Genomic DNA, 17,149 nt, shown 5'->3' with positions numbered 1-17,149 from the left:
GCAAACACCGGATGGCCTTGGCGCGGATCTCTCCCGGCGAGCGCGAGTTCGAGGAGCATACGTTCGAGTGCTCCACCTGCGGACGGACCGAGAAGATCGCCGTCGCGATAGATCCTATGAAGAGCGATGCGGTGGGTTGGCTCGCCGGCGAGCTTCGGCCGCCGCGCTGACGAGAGAGAAGTAGGCTAGTGACGGCGCAGCGGCCCGTCCTCGGCACTGGTGCAGCCGCACCGAAGCCGTGTTTTTTGTTCTGAGCGATTTCATTTGGTCGGCCATATCGATGACGGACATGATCGAAAGTGGTCGCTAGAATGCTGGATGTGAAAGCCAGAGGGGGCTGGGTGTGGAGGCGAGGACAGCAAACGAGATCGAAATAGCGGCCTACGTGAGGCTGCCGATGAAGTTCTCTGACAATCTCTTTCTTGCGTATTTAGTTGAACTGGATCGGACTTCTAAATGAATAGGCTGCGCAGGTTCTTTGAACAAATGCCCTCGGGACAAAGGTCGTCTCGCGTGGCGTATGTGATCAACAGGGAAGCCCTGCCAAAGGCATTAAAAAATTCTGAATGGACCAAAGATCCAACCTTCAAGGCGGCTGATGCTGTTCTTGCCGATCCGAATCTTAAAGTCGTGTACAAAACAGCGCTAGAAAAGGGGTGCGCGGTTGTCACCACGTCAGCGACGTGATCAGATCCTGTCCGAAACCTTCTGGGTTGCCCCAGCGCCAAACCCTTGTCACAGATAGGCGCGCTACCAAAACACTCGATGCGATGAAGAGGTTCACCCGGCGAGGAACGAAGCTGCGTTCTGGGACGACGCCCACCACAGCCGAATTCTGCACAAGTTGGGTTGCCTTCAGACTGCGGTGAAGATAGCCATCAGGAATAGGCCGGCACCGAGGGAACGACGGGTATCGCTCTCAGCGACCTAGCCGTTTCTCCACGCGCTTGCGCGCGTTGCCGACCTTTTTGACGGCCTTTTCACCGCTGGTGCTGACTTTCCGGTCTTCTTCGCCTCGTACTGCACTTCGTAGCTCTGCCCGCCAGCTACCCGCGCCCGGTCCTGTTTTCGACCGCGCGCCGTCTTCGGCTTCTTCGCCACCGCCATGGGTGCCTCCTGTTGTGACATCGAAGCAACGCGACAAGGATTCGCAGGTTCCGGAACTATTCGAACCGTGCCAATTTGAGTCGGCTGTAGCGTGGAGTTCTTCAGTGGCGTTTCAGCGTGGAAAACCGGCGGCCATCGGCGTCAAGGCGCCCTTCCCCGGCTTCATCGAACCCGCCTTGGCCACCTCGATCGAGAAGGTGCCGTCCGGAGAGCGCTGGATTCACGAAATCAAGTTCGACGGCTACCGTGTCCAGGTCCATCTGGCCAACGAGGTTGCGAAGATCTTCACCCGGCGCGGCCATGATTGGACGCATCGCTTCAAGAAGGTCGCCCATGACGCCTGGCGGATCAGGGCGAACTCGGCCGTGGTCGACGGCGAGATCGTGGTACCGGCCGCCGATGGGACCACCGACTTCTCGGTCCTGCAGAACGAGCTCAAGGGCAAGTCGGCGAGCATCGTGCTTGTAGCGTTCGATCTGCTCTATCTGAACGGCTGCGATATCCGGAAGCTGCCGCTGTTTCAGCGCAAGGCCGAACTTAAGAAGATCCTAAGCGGCGCCGACATCCAGTTCAGCGAAAGTTTCGAGATAGACGGCCGCGAGATGTTCGCACACGCCTGCAAGCTCGGCCTCGAGGGCGTCGTCTCAAAGGTTCGGGGCAGCGCCTATCCGACGGGACGCACGAACGACTGGGTCAAGAAGACCTGTGCGCAACGGGAGACGCTGACCATTGCCGGTTTCGCACTCGATGGTACGAAGTGGGACGGGCTCTACGTGGGCCGGCGCAAGGGCGACGATCTGGTCTACGCCGGCAAGGTCGACCACGGCTTCGACAAGGTCTCGGCCGGCGATCTGCAGAAGCGGCTCAGACCCCTCATCCGAAGGACCCAGCCCTATGCCAAGCGCATCGGCCACAAGGGCATCTGGGTTGAACCAAAGCTTCTGGCCGAGATCGAGTATCGCGCGAAATCCGCCGAGGGAAAGGTCCGGCACCCGTTCGTCCGGGGCTTGCGGGAGGACCTGTGATGGATGCATTCGATCGCTTCTGGCAGTGGGCCAACAAGCCCTTGGAAAGTCACCTGACGATTCCGGCCGAGCTACATCAGGCCGTCATGGAGCTCACTCCTGAGGACCGACGTGACCGGGCCGCGTTGAACCAAGCTGCAGCACGCGTGCTGGATCCCGAACGATGAACGCTTGAAGGGGACCGCTGGCCGCACCCGTGGGTACGGCCAAAGACTAACCTCGCGCGCGCCGCAGCGCCGCTTCCAATCGCTCCTTCTCCTTATCCCAGCGGGCTTTTTCGGCTTGCAATCTCTTCTCGAGAGCCTCGAGCTCAGCCTCGATGACGGCGGCCCGCTTGCCGTGCTCCTGCTCGGCCTTATCCAACGCAGCCTGCGCCTTGCCGATGGCCTCCTGACGCCGTTCACGGTCCTTCTGCCTGGCGGCCTCTTCCTTCGCCCGTTCGCGCTCGACACGCTTCTGCTCTCGTTCGTAGGCGAGAGCGGCCTTTCGTTCCGCCGCCTTGTCGACAGGGCGAGTCGAAGGCCCTTTCGGCCTAGGACCTTTAGACTTGCGGGCGGCTTTCGTTGGCCCGGTACCGCCAAGATCTGTAGGCAGCTCGGCATGTTCACTGAAGGGTTGGTTGGTTCCGACCGGGCGCCTAAGAACGACGCCAGGCTTTGCCATGGTCGCGGCGACGACGTCCGGATCGTGGCTCTCATTCGCCGCACCCTGGTGAAAGAGATTGCTGTCGGCGCCCCACGCCTCCAGAGCCGCCTTCATGGATGGCGCTGCGATCGCCTGATCGAAAAAGCCCAGCGAGGTCTGAAAGGTCTTCAATTTTCTGGCCATCGGTCTGATCTGCCCTTACCGAAATCGTCCACCTCGCGCGCCGCGGCGCCTGCGGAACACGACGCGGTCTCGAAGCGTTCCCTCATCCTTGAAGGACGTCCATGCATTTCGCAACGCGCTCTTAAGGAATGGCCTCGAATGAGCCGGACGTCGACCCTGCCCAAGCGCCTGCAGCCGATGCTCGCTACCCTTACCGACGCGCCGTTCGACGACCCTGACTGGGTTTTCGAGGACAAGTACGACGGCTTCCGGATGATCGCAGAAATCCGGCGGGGCAAGGTTGCACTCTACAGCCGCAACGGCAAGATCATCAGCCGCAGCTATATTGAGGTCGCCAAAGCGCTGGAGGGCGTGAAGGGCGACGCTGTGATCGACGGAGAGCTCGTCGCGATCGGAAAGGACGGCATCTCGCATTTCCAGTTGCTTCAAAACGCGCTACGCCATGAGGCGAAGCTCCTGTACTGCGCCTTCGATCTCATGTTTGAAAACGCAGTGGACTTGCGCGGGGAGCCTCTTCTCGAGCGCAAGAAGCGGCTGAAGGCAATTCTGCCGCGCAACAAGCTGATCGCCTTCAGCGCTCATCGCAAAGGGAACGGTACGAAATTCTTCACCGAGGCCGAGCGGAAGGGTCTCGAAGGCATCATGGCAAAGCGCGCCGACAGTTCGTATGCATCCGGAAGCCGGACCTCGGATTGGCTGAAGATCAAGACGGCAAAGCGACAGGAAGTGGTGATCGCCGGCTTCACGGCGCCCAAGCGCACCAGGCCGTTCTTCGGCGCCCTGGTCCTCGCCGTGCGGGAAGACGACGCATGGCGCTACATCGGGCATGTCGGCACTGGCTTCAGCCACAAGGCCCTGGAAGATCTTCATGCCAAGCTCTTGAAGCTGAGGGCCTCTAAGTCACCCTTTCCTGCCAAAGTGAAGGACGAGGCCGCCACGACCTGGGTCAGGCCCTCGCTGGTTGCCGAGGTCAAATTCGCTGAGTGGACCGGCAACGGCGAACTGCGCCAGCCCGTCTACCTCGGGCTCAGGTCCGACAAGCGAGCGAAGGATGTCGTGCGCGAACGAGAACGTTTGCGCAAATAGCGCTTTCCTTCGGCCGTAAACGGCAAACGGAACGAACGCCTTCACCTCCTCAGCGTTGCGTTCAATCGCCTCCAAGGTCGTGGATTTCCGGTCGCATGCCCTGAGGCGTGACTTCGAGCGTCGCAAGCGTGATCGGCAGCTTGAAGCGTCGTCGTCCCGCGCTGCCGGGATTCAGGTAGAGAACGCCACCGACCGTGTCGATCTTTGGCACGTGGGAATGCCCGGAGACGATGACGTCGATGCCGGCGCCGGGATCGGCCTGTAGCGTCTTCAGGTCGTGCAGGACGTAGATCGACTTTCCCGCCAGGCGCACGAATTTTGTGTCCGGGTATTCGCGGGCCCACTCGCCACTGTCCACATTTCCACGGATCGCGGTGACAGGTGCGATCCGGCGAAGCGCGTCGACGATCTCGGGGCTTCCGATGTCGCCGGCATGAATGATGTGATCGACGCCCGTCAGGCCTCGTTCCGCCTCGGGCCTCAACAGGCCGTGCGTGTCCGAAATGATTCCAATCCTGAACATCATTTTCCGTCGCTCTCAGCCGCGATCGCCAAGAGACGATCGAGAAGTTCGACCTGAGCGGACAGAATCTTGGTTCGTGCAAACTCGATATCAAACCATTCCGCGCGGTCTACTTCGGGAAAGCTCTGCCGTCGACCGCTTCGGGGAGGCCATTCGATATCGAAGGTATTGCTGGTCAGCGCCGCTGGGTCAAAATGGCCCTCGCCGGCGAATGCGATGACGCGCTTCCCACCTCGCTGTCGGATCTCCCCCAGAGGCTGTAGTGGACCAATCCAAGCGCTGTGGCCGAGCTCCTCGGCAAACTCGCGCCGCGCGACCTGCTCTGGAGCATCCGCGGTATCTATTTCTCCCTTCGGAATCGACCAGGCGCCATCGTCCTTGTTGCGCCAGAACGGACCGCCGGGGTGAACGAGCAGGACCTCGAGCCCGCGAGCGCCTTTCCGGTAGGCCAGAATGCCCGCGCTCAACGTCGATCGCTTGGTAGTCTTTGTCAACGCTGCCATATCGCTCCTATTTTGCGGCGCAGACCGGGTATTAAGCAACGGCGGAAGATCTGAGGAGCGGCGACTGGCTACTTGCGCAACAAAGAACGTTCGAAACAGGCCAGAAGCGCAGCAGGTCCCGGATACACCTCGGCGCACCCGGCTTTCCGCAATTCGTCCTCCGTGAAGCCTCCGCAGAGTACGCCCACCGTGCGAACTCCCGCCTTCCCCGCCGCTTCCGCATCGTACGGCGTGTCGCCGATAGCAACGGCGTCGGCGCCTTCGAGCTTGAGCTTCTTGAGAACGATCTCGAAGATGTCCGGTGCGGGTTTGGATTCTTCCACGTCGTCGGAAGAAGTTTTTAGATCGACCAGATCGGTGATGCCTGCGATATCGAGATACTTGTCGACTTCATCCTTCTTGGCCGAGGAAGCAACAGCGACCTGAAGTCCCGCCTCACGCACGCGCCTCAACAGGTCCGGGACGGCCGAGAAGGGACGCACAAGGGGCAGATACTCGGTCTTGAAACGATTGCCGCGCCACTCCTCCAGTTCCTTGCCGTGGTCTCGTTGGTCATCGGCGGACAGGAACACGGGAATCAGTTTGTCTCCTCCCTTGCCGATCTGGCCCCTCACCTGTTCGAAGCTTACCTCGTGGCCGAACTTGAGCAGAGCTTCCTGCCATGCCAGCGCGTGGAGATCCACCGAGTCCAGAAGCGTGCCGTCCAGATCGAAAATAGCGGCTTTCGGCAACTCACAGTCCTCCACGGTTGGAGCGAGCTAGTTTTGCGTACCAGTCGGCATAGAGGGTGTTCTTCGCCATGTGCCGGTTGAGATCCGGCGAGCCGTCGTCCCACCATACCGGACTACGCTCGCCGAGCGCCTGCTTGAACTTGTCCACGGCCCTATGCGCCATTGCCTTCGCCTCAAGGTCAGCTGCGTTCTCTGCGTCGCGTACCGCCCACCGGGGCCCCATCAGCTGACCTAGGAGATCGGCTCGCTTGACCTCGTCGAGACCGGGGTTCGCCGTCCGCCAGAGCCTGCCGCGGACGACGAAGCGACGCCCGTCCGGCGTCACTGGATGTTTCACGACAACTAGGCTGACTTCCGCTGCGGTCTGGCCGCCGGCTTCTTCGCCGCGGCCTCCTTGGCCGGCTTTTTGCCGGCGATCGGCATTAGCATTTCCTTCTGCCCGGCCGCCGCCTTGCGGGCCTTCTTGGCTGGCTTCTTCGGCGCCTCTGTCGCTGCCGCCGCGCTTCCGCCGATGCTCTTGCGCAGCGCGTCCATCAGGTCGACCACGTTCTCACCGCGCGGACGCGCTTTTGCGGTGATGGGTTTGCCGGCACGCTTCTGGTTGATGAGATCGATGAGGGCGGTTTCATACTGGTCTTCAAACTTATCCGGCTCGAAGTGACCCGCCTTTTGATTGACGATGTGCTTGGCGAGGTCGAGCATGTCCTTGGTGACTTTGACATCCTGGATATCGTCGAAATACTCATCCGCGGAGCGGACTTCGTAGGGATAACGCAGCAGCGTCCCCATCAGCCCCTTGTCCAGCGGCTCCAGCGCGATGATGTGCTCGCGATTGGTCAACACCACACGACCGATTGCAACCTTGTTCATCTCGCGGATGGTCTCGCGGATGACAGCGAAGGCGTCGTGCCCGACCTTGCCATCGGGGCGCAGGTAGTAGGGGCGGATGAGATATCGAGGATCGATCTCGCTCCGGTCGACGAACTCGTCGATCTCGATAGTTCGCGTCGATTCCAGCGCCACGTTCTCAAGCTCCTCCTTCGTCACCTCGATGAAGGTATCGGTGTCGACCTTGTAGCCCTTGACGATGTCCTCGTTGTCGACCTCCTCGCCGGTATCGGCGTCGACCTTGGCGTACTTGATACGGTGGCCGGTCTTCCGGTTGAGTTGGTTGAACGAGACCTTTTCGGATTCGGACGTGGCCGGATAGAGCGCAACCGGACAGGTGACGAGGGAAAGACGCAGGAAGCCTTTCCAGTTAGCGCGGGGGGCCATCGCGGGGAACTCCATTACTGATGCCGGATTCAAGACGAACGGCCCGGCTTGGTTCCGACATCGCGTCCCCTCCAAAAGGAGGATTTTTTCACGGAGCGGGCTCGATCGGACTCGACTTTTGTTCTCTTTATGTTCTAATTCGGAATGTCCGACCGACCCGCGAGCTGGCGCATGCCGACCCCAAAGCAGATGGAAAAGCTGGCCGCTGAAACCGTCCGCAGGCGGGCCCCCTCCGCTGCGGCGCCGGATGCTCCCCTCCCGGCGGAATATTGGGAATCGCTCCTCAAAGACCCGCGCGCCGACGCGACCGGGGCCCAGCTGCGGCAGCGACGTCTTTCCGAGATACAGCGCCACGTGCTGCGCATCTCGTGCCGTCGCTGCGAGCGAACGGTGGAAATCCAGACTGCCGATGCAGTCCGATTGTATGGCGCCAACGCGGTCTGGAAGGACGTCGCGCAGCGGTTGCTCGACAATACCTGTCAGCAGCGCACCGGCAGACATGAAGAAGATGGGTGCTGGCCAGCGTTCGAGACGCCGTAGCCCGCTGCGGATCGCCGATCCGATCTCTTTGCGCGTGGATGTGCGGATGGCCCCGAAGTACCACCCTACGCCCCTGTCGGGCGGCGACCGCAAGGCTCTGGCGAAAGAGCTCGGCAAAGCACGCGCGATGGCCAACATCCTGGCCGCTCAATCGGCCGAGATGCGAGCCAAGGGCGAGGCGATGATCCAGCAAGCTGATAGGCTGCTTTGCGAAAGTTGGAACGAGCGAATGTGGTCAGACGGCGAGCCGATCGATCCGTCGCCCACCATCGACCAGGCCGTGAATGGAGGTTTTCCCTGGCTGGAGATCAGGTGCGCGCGCTGCAAGACGCCGAGTGACGTCGACCTCGCGGCGATGAAGCATCCGCCGACCACCTTCGTGCACGATCTCGCCAGCCGGCTGCGCTGCCGCAAATGCGCCAAGGCGGGCCGGCGTCCATCCGCGACTCTGCTACAATTAGCTTGGCAGCCGCGCCACTCTCGAACCGAAGCCTGACCGATGTGTAATCTCTATTCGATCACGACCAACCAAGCCGCTATCATCGCGTTGTTTCGCGTCGTGAACCGGTACGTCGGCAATCTGGCGCCAATGCCGGGGGTTTTTCCGGACTACACGGCACCAATCGTGCGTAACGGGGCCGAGGGCCGCGAACTCGCGACAGCGCGGTGGGGAATGCCATCGTCGTCAAAAGCCCTGATGGACGCCACCAAGAAACGAGCCGAAAAGCTGCAGGCCAAGGGCAAGACCGTCGATTTCAAGGAACTGCTGCGAATGGAGCCGGACGGCGGCACGACCAACATCCGCAACGTGAAGAGCAAGCACTGGACGAGATGGCTGGGCACCGAAAGCCGCTGCGTGGTGCCGTTCAACTCCTTCAGCGAGTTCAACAAGGCCGAGGGCGGTGATATCTGGTTCGCACTCGATGAGACCCGTCCCCTCGCCTGCTTCGCCGGCATATGGACCAACTGGATGTCTGTTCGGAAGGTCAAGGAAGGCGAGACCACCAACGACCTCTATGCATTTCTTACGACGGAGCCGAACGCCGAGGTCGGCGCCATCCACCCCAAGGCGATGCCGGTGATCCTGACGACGCCGGACGAAGTCGAGACCTGGATGACGGCTCCTCTCGACGAGGCCCTGAAGTTGCAGCGACCGCTTGCCGACGGAACGCTCCAGATCGTCGCCCGCGGCGTCAAGGAAGACACGGCCGGGCTAACGACGTGACCACCGAGGACGATGACGATCAGGCAGCTTCCCCGGGCCGCCAACGCAAGATCATCCACATCGACATGGATGCCTTCTATGCATCCGTCGAGCAGCGGGACAATCCTGATCTCCGCGGTAAGCCGGTCGCCGTCGGAGGATCCCGGGAGCGCGGCGTCGTGGCGGCGGCCAGCTACGAAGCGCGCAAGTTCGGCGTCAGGTCGGCCATGCCATCGGTTACCGCGAAGCGGCAGTGCCCCGATCTGATCTTCGTGAAACCCCGCTTCGAGGTCTACAAGGCGGTCTCACAGCAAATCCGCGAAATCTTCGCCGAGCATACCCCGACCATCGAGCCGCTGTCGCTGGACGAGGCCTACCTCGACGTGACCGAAAATCTCCAGGGCATTCCGTTGGCTCGGGACGTCGCGCTCGCGATCCGTGCGAAAATCAAGGAGGTAACCGGCCTCAACGCTTCGGCCGGCATTTCCTACAACAAATTTCTGGCGAAGCTCGCTTCCGACCACCGCAAACCTAACGGCCAGTACGTCATCACGCCGGAGATGGGCCCGGCATTCGTAGAAAACCTGCCGGTCGGCAAGTTTCATGGAATTGGGCCGGCAACCGGCGCCAAGATGAACGCCCTTGGTCTCTACACAGGCCTCGACATGCGCAATCAGTCCCTCGAATTTATGCAGACCAATTTCGGCAAGGCCGGAACCTATTACTATTCGATATCGAGGGGTGTCGACAACCGCGAGGTCAGAGCCGACCGCGTGCGTAAATCCGTGGGTGCAGAAAATACGTTCTCCACTGATCTCATTGAGTTCGAGGCAATGGTGTCGGAAGTGCAGCCTTTGATCGACAAGGTCTGGCGGCATTGCGAAGAAAAGGGCTCGCGGGGCCGGACAGTAACGCTGAAGGTCAAATTTGCAGACTTCGAGATTATGACACGCAGCAGGTCTGTCCCCACCGCCGTGTCGAGCAGAAGCGATCTGGAGCGCTTGGTCATCAGCCTGCTCGAGAACGAAACGCCTCTTCCAAGACCGGTTCGGCTCTTAGGTATCTCACTCTCATCGCTACACCCCGAAGATGGCGCGGAGCCACAGCTGGATCTGCCAATCTAAACCGTGTGGATTACCACTTTGTTTCGCTGTTTCAGCTCGTCTCCCGTCATGCCAATCTCCTACTCATATGTGTTCGCGACGGAAGTCTTCCGGGATCGGCTTCCCTTCCTCTAGTCGCTTTTCGCGGGCCTCTCCTACCTTCACCCCCTCGTTCAAAACATAGAGCAGGGTGACGGCACCGTTAATTCGCCCTCCCAGGTCGAAGCGGCTCTCGGAATCCATATAGTGCCCGGCGACGGCGTTGAGGACGGCTGTTAGCGACAACAACGCCGTTTTCACTTTCAGCCTACTCGCGTCCGCGAGCGGCTTGGTCGGTTGTTCGAGCGCGAGCAGCAAGTCGCTGTGAGCAATCCTTCGGTTTCGCCAGTCGCGGCAAAATGCAGTCTCCGAAACCGCATCCGCGACGAGCTGCGTTACCCGAGCCTTCAGCCTCGCGTCGCCTATCAACGGCGGCAGCGCTTGGATGCTCAGGTTCTGTCTACCAGCCCTACCGGTCTTCGCCGGGTCGGTGAGACGCGAGATACGAAGCAGCGTTAGCTCCCATAGCTCGTCTTGAAGCATGTGAAAGAAGGCCGGCGCCGCTCTATTGAGTAGGTCGATGCGCTCGGGCTTGCTGCCGAACAGCTCGACATACTCTTTCCAATAAACGTGAACGACCGCTACCGATTGCCAGAGGGCTGAGTACAGCGAGCCAAGCGGCCCACCCATGGCCGCTATGTTCGCGGCTTTCGCCTCGTCCGCCGTGTGGCTAGTCATCAGAAGCCTACTTCCACTGGACCCAGAGCTTCTGAGTTTCCGCCAAGAAGTCGAGATAGCCCTGGATGGGCCAAGACGTATGGCTGTTGTCGCGAACGAGCGGATGGATGCCGTTAGCGCACATGAGGGCGCCGGCATCTGGCGGACTGTTGAGCCAGCCCCAGCATTTATCGACCGTGTTCGCGTAGCTCACGCCGAACTCGCTTACTGGCACGTTGTAAAGCATGCCCTCAATGAAGTAGGAGGGGGCGACGCCGCTCTTTATCTTCCCGTCCCGAATGAGCCGATTGCGCATGTTCTTGAAGATGCGCACGGTCGGTTTGAGCCACTCGGCCGTCGCCTGATGTTTCCGAGTCATGTTCTCGGAATGCTGCTTCGGGTAATTGACGATTTCAGTCCCGTTGGTCGTGATGAATAGTACGCCCTCGATGCACTCTTTGTCCTGTTCGCTGAAGTAGCGGGAATACTTCTTGTGCGGCGCGACCAGCAGAATGTCGGAGCTTCGCCGAGTCCCATTCGCCTTAAGCCGCAGGGCTTTCTTTCCCGAGGTGTCCAGGTCGCTTCCGTACTGCTTGTCGAGCCACGCGACTACATCGGTCCGAAATGACTCCAGGGTGTATTCGGCAGGGGTTGGATACGCGGTTTTGAATGCCGTTTTTCCGGCCCTGACAGGGCATCGATGTTGTAGTGAAACAGACCTCGGGTGCGCAGGACGATATCGACGTCGCTATCCGCGCCGTAGACGTTCGTATCGTTGCCGTATGACCCTTGCAGGAACGAGTCGATGCGTCGGGACGAATAAGGCGCGTCCTTGTGTTCGATGACGCCCTTAATGGACTGATACGTTGCCGCGGACTGCGCGGCGGCGCCTATGTGCGTCCACGTCTCAAGCTGAGTCTCAGGAATTGCCACGCCGCTCTCCTATAGAATCTTCCTCAATGCATTTTCATAGTCGCGAAACGATTGCCGTCCCCGCTGCCAGAGCTGGTCCAGCTTCGCCAGGTCATGCTCGAACAGATCCGTCGCCATCTCAGGTTCGGTGTACCGGGTGCTTATTCGTACCGTGTCGATGTCCTGAAAGAGAATGTGACGAAGCTGGTTCATCGACTGCGTGTTGATTTCGAGAACCCGTTGCAGCAGCCGAACCGTGAAGAAATAGCCTATCCAGCGCATCGCACTGAACACGCCCTTTTTCGGCGCGGGATATTCGCCAACACCCACGCTGACCACGCGTATCTGCTTACGGTCAAATTTCAGCGCGTTCGTCGCGTCCGCAATCGCGTACAATGTCGGATTATTCGCGCAATAGCCGCCGTCGATGAGCACAATCGACTCGCCGCCACTCGTCGTCACGGTCTTCTTCCTGAAGAATGGATATGCCGAACAAGACGCTTGCACCGCGTCTGTTATCTTGCAGCCGAAACCCGGCACGAAATTCGGCTTGTCGCCGTGTGCCTGGTCGACAGAGGTCTTGAAAATCATCGGTGTCTCGAACGCCCAGCGCGTCGCGACGATGCCGACGTTGGTCTTTATAGCTGCGAAGTCTTGGTCCTTGAACACATGGTCGGCGAGAGCCTGCAGCGCCGCCGTCTTGTTGCCCGGCAGCCAACACTTCATGACCTCGACGACATGCGTCTTGTAGAGTTCTAGAATCTCATCGACCGAATGCCCGAGCGCGAGAAGTGCCGCGATAATCGAGCCCGTGCTGGTGCCGTAAATCAGGTCGAATCGCTGATGCAGCGGGCCGACCATTCCCTCTATGCCCTTCAGGACCCCAAGGGTATAGAATCCCTTTGCACCCCCGCCATCGAGGCTGAGGATGCGGCAAACCTTGGGTTCTTCTGTCTCCACCATTACCCGCCCGTTGCGTTAGGCCGACTCGGCACCTGCAACGGGAAATATACCTGTTCTCGGTACGTTCATGGGAACATTTCTGCGTATTCTCGTTATTCACAAACCTTCATTCCAGGCTTGTGGGCGCCATGAGCCTCTGTTTTTTCGGCGGCGGTACCTTCCCTCACAATTTCCGCAACCCGCGGCGGGCTCCTGCGCCTACCGAGGGGCGCTCGCTTGATGAAGGCATAGTCGCGCAGCGCATAAGCGATGCCGGTCTCAAGATCGAAGCGTCTATTCGCATCGTCGCGAGCTTTTGATCGCGCCGCATCGACCAACCGGCCGCGCCCCGAAAGAGGGGGCGTGAAACCCGACGCCTCGGTTGTCGACGCCGCGCGGCCGAGCCTAATCACGCTTGCCCGCATTGAATGAGATTCAAGGCGGGCTCTTCGCTAGACGACCTTGCGCAAGGTGTCGGCCCTGCGTTTTACGCCGACCTTGGGATCGAGTGACAGCGCTTCGTCGTAGCAGGCGAGCGCTTGGCGGAGCTCGGCCAGCGCCTCGAGACAGGTGCCGCGCGACCGCAGCAGCCGCGCCCGCGTGCGGCTATCGTCGGGGCGAAGTTTGCCGAGCGCGACATCGGTCGCGGGCAAGACCTGGCCGGCGAGCCCGGGGCTCGGCTTGCCATCCATCTCCGCGATCAGGGTCTCTATGACGAAGATGTTGCCTTGCGAGAGGCCGAATGCCAGCCACTTCATCCGGTCCACGAACACGCCTTCGAAATCGTAATCGAACGCGCCGCCGTCGTGGTAGAGAAGGCGGATGCGCCGGGTCTCGGGAAAGAACGCGTAATCCTTGGCCCAGCCCGATTCCGGCTGGAAACCAGCGATCTCCCGGCCAGCCTCCACATCGAATACGGTGAGCCGGTTGCCGTCGGCGCCCGGCGCGTTTGCGGTCTGGCACACAGCGAAACGACCATCGGCCGAGACGCCGTTGTTGTAGAGGTTGGCCATAAAATGGCGTGACACCAACATCTTCCCATCGGCGCCGAACGCATGGAACGTCCCGTTGAGCGTCTCCGACGCTCCCCAGTCATTGAGAATGAAGACGCCAACGTCCGTCACCGCGCCGTCGTTGGGCCGCGGCATCCGGCCTTCGACGATCACCCGTTTGCCATCCAGCACGAGATACCGGCCGGTACGGGATTGATCAGGCCCGCCATCGGCCCAGGCCAGCGTGAACCGCCCGTTGGGCGAGCGCGCGCGCAGCCCGATGAAATCATGCGAGGCGATATGGATCGTGTTGCCGAAATCGAAATCGTCTTCGGCCGTATCGCCGTGCGGCGCGCCCTTCGATCCCATCAACCAGTTCCACATGCCCATGCCGGCATAGTAGGGCGAGCCGCGCCCCGCGGGGAAGCCCTCACGCTGTCTGTGGCTCGGCCGAGACGAGGTGCCGGATCAGGTTCGACAGGAAGAAATAGAGACCGACCAGGCCCTGGCGGGCTTCGGCGACGGTGACCTCGGCATGGACACCCTTCGAGGCGAGGTCGTTGAGCCGCCGGAAGAAGACATCCAGATGGTCGAGTTCGGCCAAGAGCAGGTCCCGCGCGCTCGAATTGCGCAGCTTGACCCGTGCGAATTCCTGCAGCCGGTTGAGGTATTGCTGATCGCCGAGCTTGCGCTCCTGCCCGTCACTGCACTTTACCGGCTCCTCGCCGGTGACCGGCCAGAACAGATCGGCGGCCGCCTTCATCGCACGGCGCACCTCCGTCAGCACGAGCGCACAATCCTCGCCATCCTTGGAGGCGGCCAGTTGGCTCGCCTTGATCAGCTTCTGCACGACGTAGTCGGACCGGCCCCTGAAGTAATTGTGCACCTCCGCCTGAACACTGTGCAGGAAGTTATCCTGCTGCCGGCCCGCATCGAACTGGCGCTCGATCTCCAGCGCGTAGTTAAAGCAACGGGTCTTGAGACGCGCCTTGACCGTGTACAGCCCGGCAAGGCGCGTTCGCACGATCCCTTTCTGCTCCATGGCACTCAGCGTGAACTCTGCCACGTCGAACTGCGACAGGCCCGGTGGCGGCACGAGGTCGGCGAGCGTGTCCTGCCAACGCTTGATCTCGGACTCGATCTCACCCGCCGCGACGGGCAGGACGTTGGCGCGGTCGCCTTCGGCCTTGTCCGAGTCCTGGTCCATGCTTTCGATTGTATGCAAGTCGAGGTGACGATCCAGCGATCGCTCATAGATGAACTTCTTGGCCTCATCGTTGAGGTGCTGCGTTTCGTTGAACAGCGCCCGCGCGATTTCAGCTTTGCTTGGGTAAAGCTCGCGAAGGAAGATGGCAGCGAACAGGAAGTCCTTGCTTGCCCGCGCGACGCGCAGGCAAGCCATGACCGCGTTTTCAACGCGGTCATTCTCGATATGGTCGTGGATGCGCTCGAGCGCGGCGGCAATATCCATGGCATCTCGGAAGAGCAGACGAATCGTTCTATGATTGCATGGATATGCCATCGCGGCGATGCCGCAGAATGGCGGCCAAACCTGCCGTCATCACCGCTTTCGGGATATCACGGTGCGCCCGCGTGGGCCGTCTTGCTTCGCCGTCGCAGCGATCAGGTTGAGGCCAATATCATGCAGGCGTTTGAAGTACCAATCATACGCCCAGGAGGCTTCCTGTTTCGGCCGGGCCATCTTGGAGACCAGGCTCGCGATCTCGGGCTTCTCGAAGCCCATGATCTCCTGCGCATGCGCGAACCTGTTGCGTATCTTGCGGATGACCTGCAAGTCGGCGTAATCGCTCTCCGACAAGAGGTCGAGTGCGAACGCAAGGTCGCATTTGGCGGCGAAGGAACTGAGGGGGCCGTAACCTTGGAACAACCGCGCCTCCATGGCCTTGGTCATCGGGCGCATCACGCTTTCGAGGCATTGCCGGACTACGTCCTCGAACACGGCGACCGTCTTCAGCACCGTCGCCGTCTGAGCTTCATCGATCCATCGCGGGGCGTCTTCCAGTAAGCGCGTGATCCCGTCCATGAAATTCTGCGAAACCGTGACCGGCCGGCGTTCACCGGTTGCCTTGGCGGCCTTGGGAGTGGGTTTGCGCCGCGCCATTTATTCCATGTCCGTGTGCCGAACGCCGGCAATATCGTAGAGTTCGGCCAGCCACGCCGCCATGGCGGCGTCACGTTCCTCCTGTGATCCCGTCGCCAACTCGGCCTCGATGTGCCGCGCGTCGACATGGATCGGCTGGCTGATTTGGTGGCGGCCGATGCCGAGGCGCTTTCCCCGCAAGCCGACACCGCCCATGATCACCCGCAGCGGCGTGCCGTTACCGTAACTATTGGACAATACCACGAAATTCTCGAGCACGCGCCCGAAGATGCTCTGCACATTCGTGGTCGGGATCAGATCGTCTTCTTGATGATGAACGAACATCTCCGTCGTCACGGCCCAGAACTCGCCGTTGGGAAACACTTGCGTGAATGCACGCGGTTCGGTCGCCGTGCCGTGCGACTCGTAGGTGATGGCGCCATAGGCGTTGCGATCGCCGACGCCCATGTAAAGATTGCGCAGGAGGAGATCGACGCGCCGGTTCAGCACATCATCGTAGAGACGGGTGAGTTTGAGCGGCGTCGCGCGTGCCCCTACCGGCACGAGGCGCAGATAGAGCGCGTCCCGCCGACTGAAACTGTAGTCAATCGCATCCGGCGGCGGCATATGGTTCTGCGCGAGGATCTCGCCCGGCTGGAAGAACACGGCCTCAGTGAACGTCGTGGACGTCGGGACATGGTCCGGCGCTGCTGCCGCCGCCATGGTGAGGTAGGGGCGGAGCGCCGCGACGAACTGAACTTTAAGCTTGTCGCGTTCCGCCTTGATCTCCGCCTTGGAGGCGCCGGGCGCGAGACTGTAGTGCAGCGGCCAGGATTTTTGCCGCAGGTCGAACGGCAACGCATCGCCATCACCGTAATGAAGGTTCTGCACCATCAGTACGCGCCGCGCGCCGAGCGCGCGGTGCGCGTGCCCGTATTCGATCGCGACGTTGGAGTTGATGAGCTTCTTCCCGTCGGGCGTTTCGCCGACGAGCGTCACGTCGGCGAGGAACACATCGGCCTTCTCGATCTTCTCGAAAATCGTTGCCGCAAGATCGGGGCTTCCCGGCACACCCTGCCGGTCTGAGTCCATCGCAAGCCGTGACGCGGCCTCGCGCTCGACCGGCTCCAGCAACTCCTGGTCGGTCTTCAACGTCTGGATAGCCTCGCGCAACGCGTCACGCACGAAGAAGCGGCCGATCTCCTTCGGGACGTCCGACTGCCATGACCAAAATATTATCACGCAATACAACTCCTTCGAATCTCGCGAACCGGATCACACATTAGTACGTTCCCTGATATCCGCTTCAAGGCGCGTCCGCAGGCGCGGACCGAGGCTCTCATGATCCAAGCCGCGTCCCGGCCCTCCGAGGGCTTCGATCCCCACGCGGCATTTCACCGCGCTTGCTAAAAGGCTCAGCCATCGCGCGCACAAGGGCCGCGATCCCAAATATGCTACATTTCCGCTAGTTAGGGGCATCGCTCCAACCCGACGCAGCCAAGACATGGCTCCCTGCGTCTT

23 protein-coding genes and 1 pseudogene are annotated in these 17,149 nt (G+C 60.8%); 9 read left to right on the top strand and 15 right to left on the bottom strand.

The window, feature by feature from the left end; genetic code table 11:
• Positions 1–513: 513 nt before the first annotated feature.
• The gene (locus tag BJ6T_RS47060; protein WP_155256725.1) at positions 514–687 is read left to right on the top strand and encodes a hypothetical protein; all 174 of its coding nucleotides are present in this window, start codon (positions 514–516) and stop codon (positions 685–687) included.
• 232 nt (positions 688–919) lie between these two features.
• On the opposite strand, the pseudogene BJ6T_RS43145 reads toward BJ6T_RS47060, so the two are convergent.
• Positions 920–1,107, bottom strand: a pseudogene (locus BJ6T_RS43145) (DUF3606 domain-containing protein).
• Positions 1,108–1,211: 104 nt separating this feature from the next.
• Here BJ6T_RS43145 and ligD (BJ6T_RS09705) point away from each other — a divergent pair.
• Together ligD (BJ6T_RS09705) and BJ6T_RS47055 are read left to right on the top strand one after the other, a co-directional pair.
• Entirely contained in the window at positions 1,212–2,132 is a 921-nt protein-coding gene (ligD, locus tag BJ6T_RS09705) for a non-homologous end-joining DNA ligase (protein WP_014492148.1), read from the top strand.
• Complete coding sequence (locus BJ6T_RS47055; RefSeq protein ID WP_014492147.1) at positions 2,132–2,299, top strand: hypothetical protein; 168 nt, start codon at positions 2,132–2,134, stop codon at positions 2,297–2,299. Before ligD (BJ6T_RS09705) ends, BJ6T_RS47055 begins: the two co-directional genes overlap by 1 nt.
• Before the next feature lie 46 nt (positions 2,300–2,345).
• Here BJ6T_RS47055 and BJ6T_RS09700 read toward each other — a convergent pair whose 3' ends face one another.
• The gene (locus BJ6T_RS09700; RefSeq protein ID WP_014492146.1) at positions 2,346–2,960 is read right to left on the bottom strand and encodes a hypothetical protein; all 615 of its coding nucleotides are present in this window, start codon (positions 2,958–2,960) and stop codon (positions 2,346–2,348) included.
• A 138-nt stretch (positions 2,961–3,098) separates the two neighbouring features.
• Here BJ6T_RS09700 and ligD (BJ6T_RS09695) point away from each other — a divergent pair, with 138 nt between their 5' ends.
• Positions 3,099–4,046 carry a non-homologous end-joining DNA ligase gene (gene ligD, locus BJ6T_RS09695; RefSeq protein WP_014492145.1) on the top strand — a complete coding sequence of 316 codons (948 nt, stop codon included), beginning with the start codon at positions 3,099–3,101 and terminating at the stop codon, positions 4,044–4,046.
• Positions 4,047–4,107: 61 nt separating this feature from the next.
• Here the strand turns inward: ligD (BJ6T_RS09695) and BJ6T_RS09690 are convergent, their stop codons facing one another.
• From BJ6T_RS09690 to ku, 5 genes are all read right to left on the bottom strand, one after another.
• Positions 4,108–4,572 (bottom strand): metallophosphoesterase family protein, encoded by a 465-nt coding sequence (locus BJ6T_RS09690; RefSeq protein WP_014492144.1) that lies wholly within the window; start codon positions 4,570–4,572, stop codon positions 4,108–4,110.
• Entirely contained in the window at positions 4,569–5,072 is a 504-nt protein-coding gene (locus tag BJ6T_RS09685) for an NUDIX hydrolase (protein WP_014492143.1), read from the bottom strand. The genes BJ6T_RS09690 and BJ6T_RS09685 overlap by 4 nt, the downstream gene beginning before the upstream one ends.
• Before the next feature lie 68 nt (positions 5,073–5,140).
• Entirely contained in the window at positions 5,141–5,803 is a 663-nt protein-coding gene (locus tag BJ6T_RS09680) for an HAD family hydrolase (protein ID WP_014492142.1), read from the bottom strand.
• A gap of 1 nt (position 5,804) precedes the next feature.
• A complete protein-coding gene (locus BJ6T_RS49350; RefSeq protein ID WP_347336782.1) occupies positions 5,805–5,966 on the bottom strand; it encodes a hypothetical protein in 162 nt (53 codons plus the stop codon).
• A gap of 179 nt (positions 5,967–6,145) precedes the next feature.
• Positions 6,146–7,078, bottom strand: coding sequence for a non-homologous end joining protein Ku (gene ku / locus BJ6T_RS09670; RefSeq protein WP_014492140.1), 933 nt, complete (start codon positions 7,076–7,078; stop codon positions 6,146–6,148).
• 144 nt (positions 7,079–7,222) lie between these two features.
• On the opposite strand from ku, the gene BJ6T_RS48160 reads away from it, so the two are divergent.
• Genes BJ6T_RS48160 through dinB form a run of 4 tightly spaced genes read left to right on the top strand, consistent with a single transcriptional unit; the run spans position 7,223 to position 9,946 of the window.
• Positions 7,223–7,618, top strand: a complete 396-nt coding sequence (locus tag BJ6T_RS48160) for a hypothetical protein (protein WP_028169848.1) — start codon at positions 7,223–7,225, stop codon at positions 7,616–7,618.
• Positions 7,619–7,664: 46 nt separating this feature from the next.
• The gene (locus tag BJ6T_RS09660; protein ID WP_014492138.1) at positions 7,665–8,114 is read left to right on the top strand and encodes a hypothetical protein; all 450 of its coding nucleotides are present in this window, start codon (positions 7,665–7,667) and stop codon (positions 8,112–8,114) included.
• A gap of 3 nt (positions 8,115–8,117) precedes the next feature.
• Complete coding sequence (locus BJ6T_RS09655) at positions 8,118–8,843, top strand: SOS response-associated peptidase (protein WP_014492137.1); 726 nt, start codon at positions 8,118–8,120, stop codon at positions 8,841–8,843.
• Positions 8,840–9,946 carry a DNA polymerase IV gene (dinB, locus tag BJ6T_RS09650; RefSeq protein WP_014492136.1) on the top strand — a complete coding sequence of 369 codons (1,107 nt, stop codon included), beginning with the start codon at positions 8,840–8,842 and terminating at the stop codon, positions 9,944–9,946. The genes BJ6T_RS09655 and dinB overlap by 4 nt, the downstream gene beginning before the upstream one ends.
• A 63-nt stretch (positions 9,947–10,009) precedes the next feature.
• Here dinB and BJ6T_RS42490 read toward each other — a convergent pair whose 3' ends face one another.
• The 4 genes from BJ6T_RS42490 to BJ6T_RS09635 all read right to left on the bottom strand — a co-directional run bounded on the left by BJ6T_RS42490 (position 10,010) and on the right by BJ6T_RS09635 (position 12,556).
• The gene (locus tag BJ6T_RS42490) at positions 10,010–10,702 is read right to left on the bottom strand and encodes an AbiU2 domain-containing protein (protein WP_014492135.1); all 693 of its coding nucleotides are present in this window, start codon (positions 10,700–10,702) and stop codon (positions 10,010–10,012) included.
• Between the two features lie 7 nt (positions 10,703–10,709).
• Complete coding sequence (locus BJ6T_RS47050) at positions 10,710–11,060, bottom strand: nucleotidyltransferase-like protein (protein ID WP_014492134.1); 351 nt, start codon at positions 11,058–11,060, stop codon at positions 10,710–10,712.
• A 230-nt stretch (positions 11,061–11,290) separates the two neighbouring features.
• Complete coding sequence (locus BJ6T_RS47045) at positions 11,291–11,614, bottom strand: nucleotidyltransferase family protein (protein ID WP_014492133.1); 324 nt, start codon at positions 11,612–11,614, stop codon at positions 11,291–11,293.
• A 9-nt stretch (positions 11,615–11,623) separates the two neighbouring features.
• Positions 11,624–12,556 (bottom strand): anti-phage phospholipase, encoded by a 933-nt coding sequence (locus tag BJ6T_RS09635; protein ID WP_014492132.1) that lies wholly within the window; start codon positions 12,554–12,556, stop codon positions 11,624–11,626.
• A gap of 128 nt (positions 12,557–12,684) precedes the next feature.
• Here BJ6T_RS09635 and BJ6T_RS47040 point away from each other — a divergent pair, with 128 nt between their 5' ends.
• Positions 12,685–12,855, top strand: coding sequence for a hypothetical protein (locus BJ6T_RS47040; RefSeq protein ID WP_155256724.1), 171 nt, complete (start codon positions 12,685–12,687; stop codon positions 12,853–12,855).
• A gap of 132 nt (positions 12,856–12,987) precedes the next feature.
• Here BJ6T_RS47040 and BJ6T_RS09630 read toward each other — a convergent pair whose 3' ends face one another.
• The 4 genes from BJ6T_RS09630 to BJ6T_RS42470 all read right to left on the bottom strand — a co-directional run bounded on the left by BJ6T_RS09630 (position 12,988) and on the right by BJ6T_RS42470 (position 16,870).
• Entirely contained in the window at positions 12,988–13,896 is a 909-nt protein-coding gene (locus BJ6T_RS09630; protein ID WP_240537957.1) for a tetratricopeptide repeat protein, read from the bottom strand.
• A 61-nt stretch (positions 13,897–13,957) separates the two neighbouring features.
• Positions 13,958–14,998, bottom strand: coding sequence for a hypothetical protein (locus BJ6T_RS09625; RefSeq protein WP_014492130.1), 1,041 nt, complete (start codon positions 14,996–14,998; stop codon positions 13,958–13,960).
• A 90-nt stretch (positions 14,999–15,088) separates the two neighbouring features.
• Positions 15,089–15,649: an MltR family transcriptional regulator gene (locus tag BJ6T_RS42475; RefSeq protein WP_014492129.1), complete on the bottom strand. Its 561-nt coding sequence runs from the start codon at positions 15,647–15,649 to the stop codon at positions 15,089–15,091.
• On the bottom strand, positions 15,650–16,870 hold the full coding sequence (locus BJ6T_RS42470) for a hypothetical protein (protein ID WP_014492128.1): 1,221 nt from the start codon (positions 16,868–16,870) through the stop codon (positions 15,650–15,652). It abuts the gene before it with no gap.
• Positions 16,871–17,149 lie beyond the last annotated feature (279 nt).

Origin of the sequence: Bradyrhizobium japonicum USDA 6, from assembly GCF_000284375.1 — a bacterium.
In the GTDB taxonomy this organism is placed as follows: Bacteria; Pseudomonadota; Alphaproteobacteria; order Rhizobiales; family Xanthobacteraceae; genus Bradyrhizobium; species Bradyrhizobium japonicum.
Note: the sequence above shows the minus strand (reverse complement) of the source record. Positions and strands in the feature narration are given on the sequence as shown.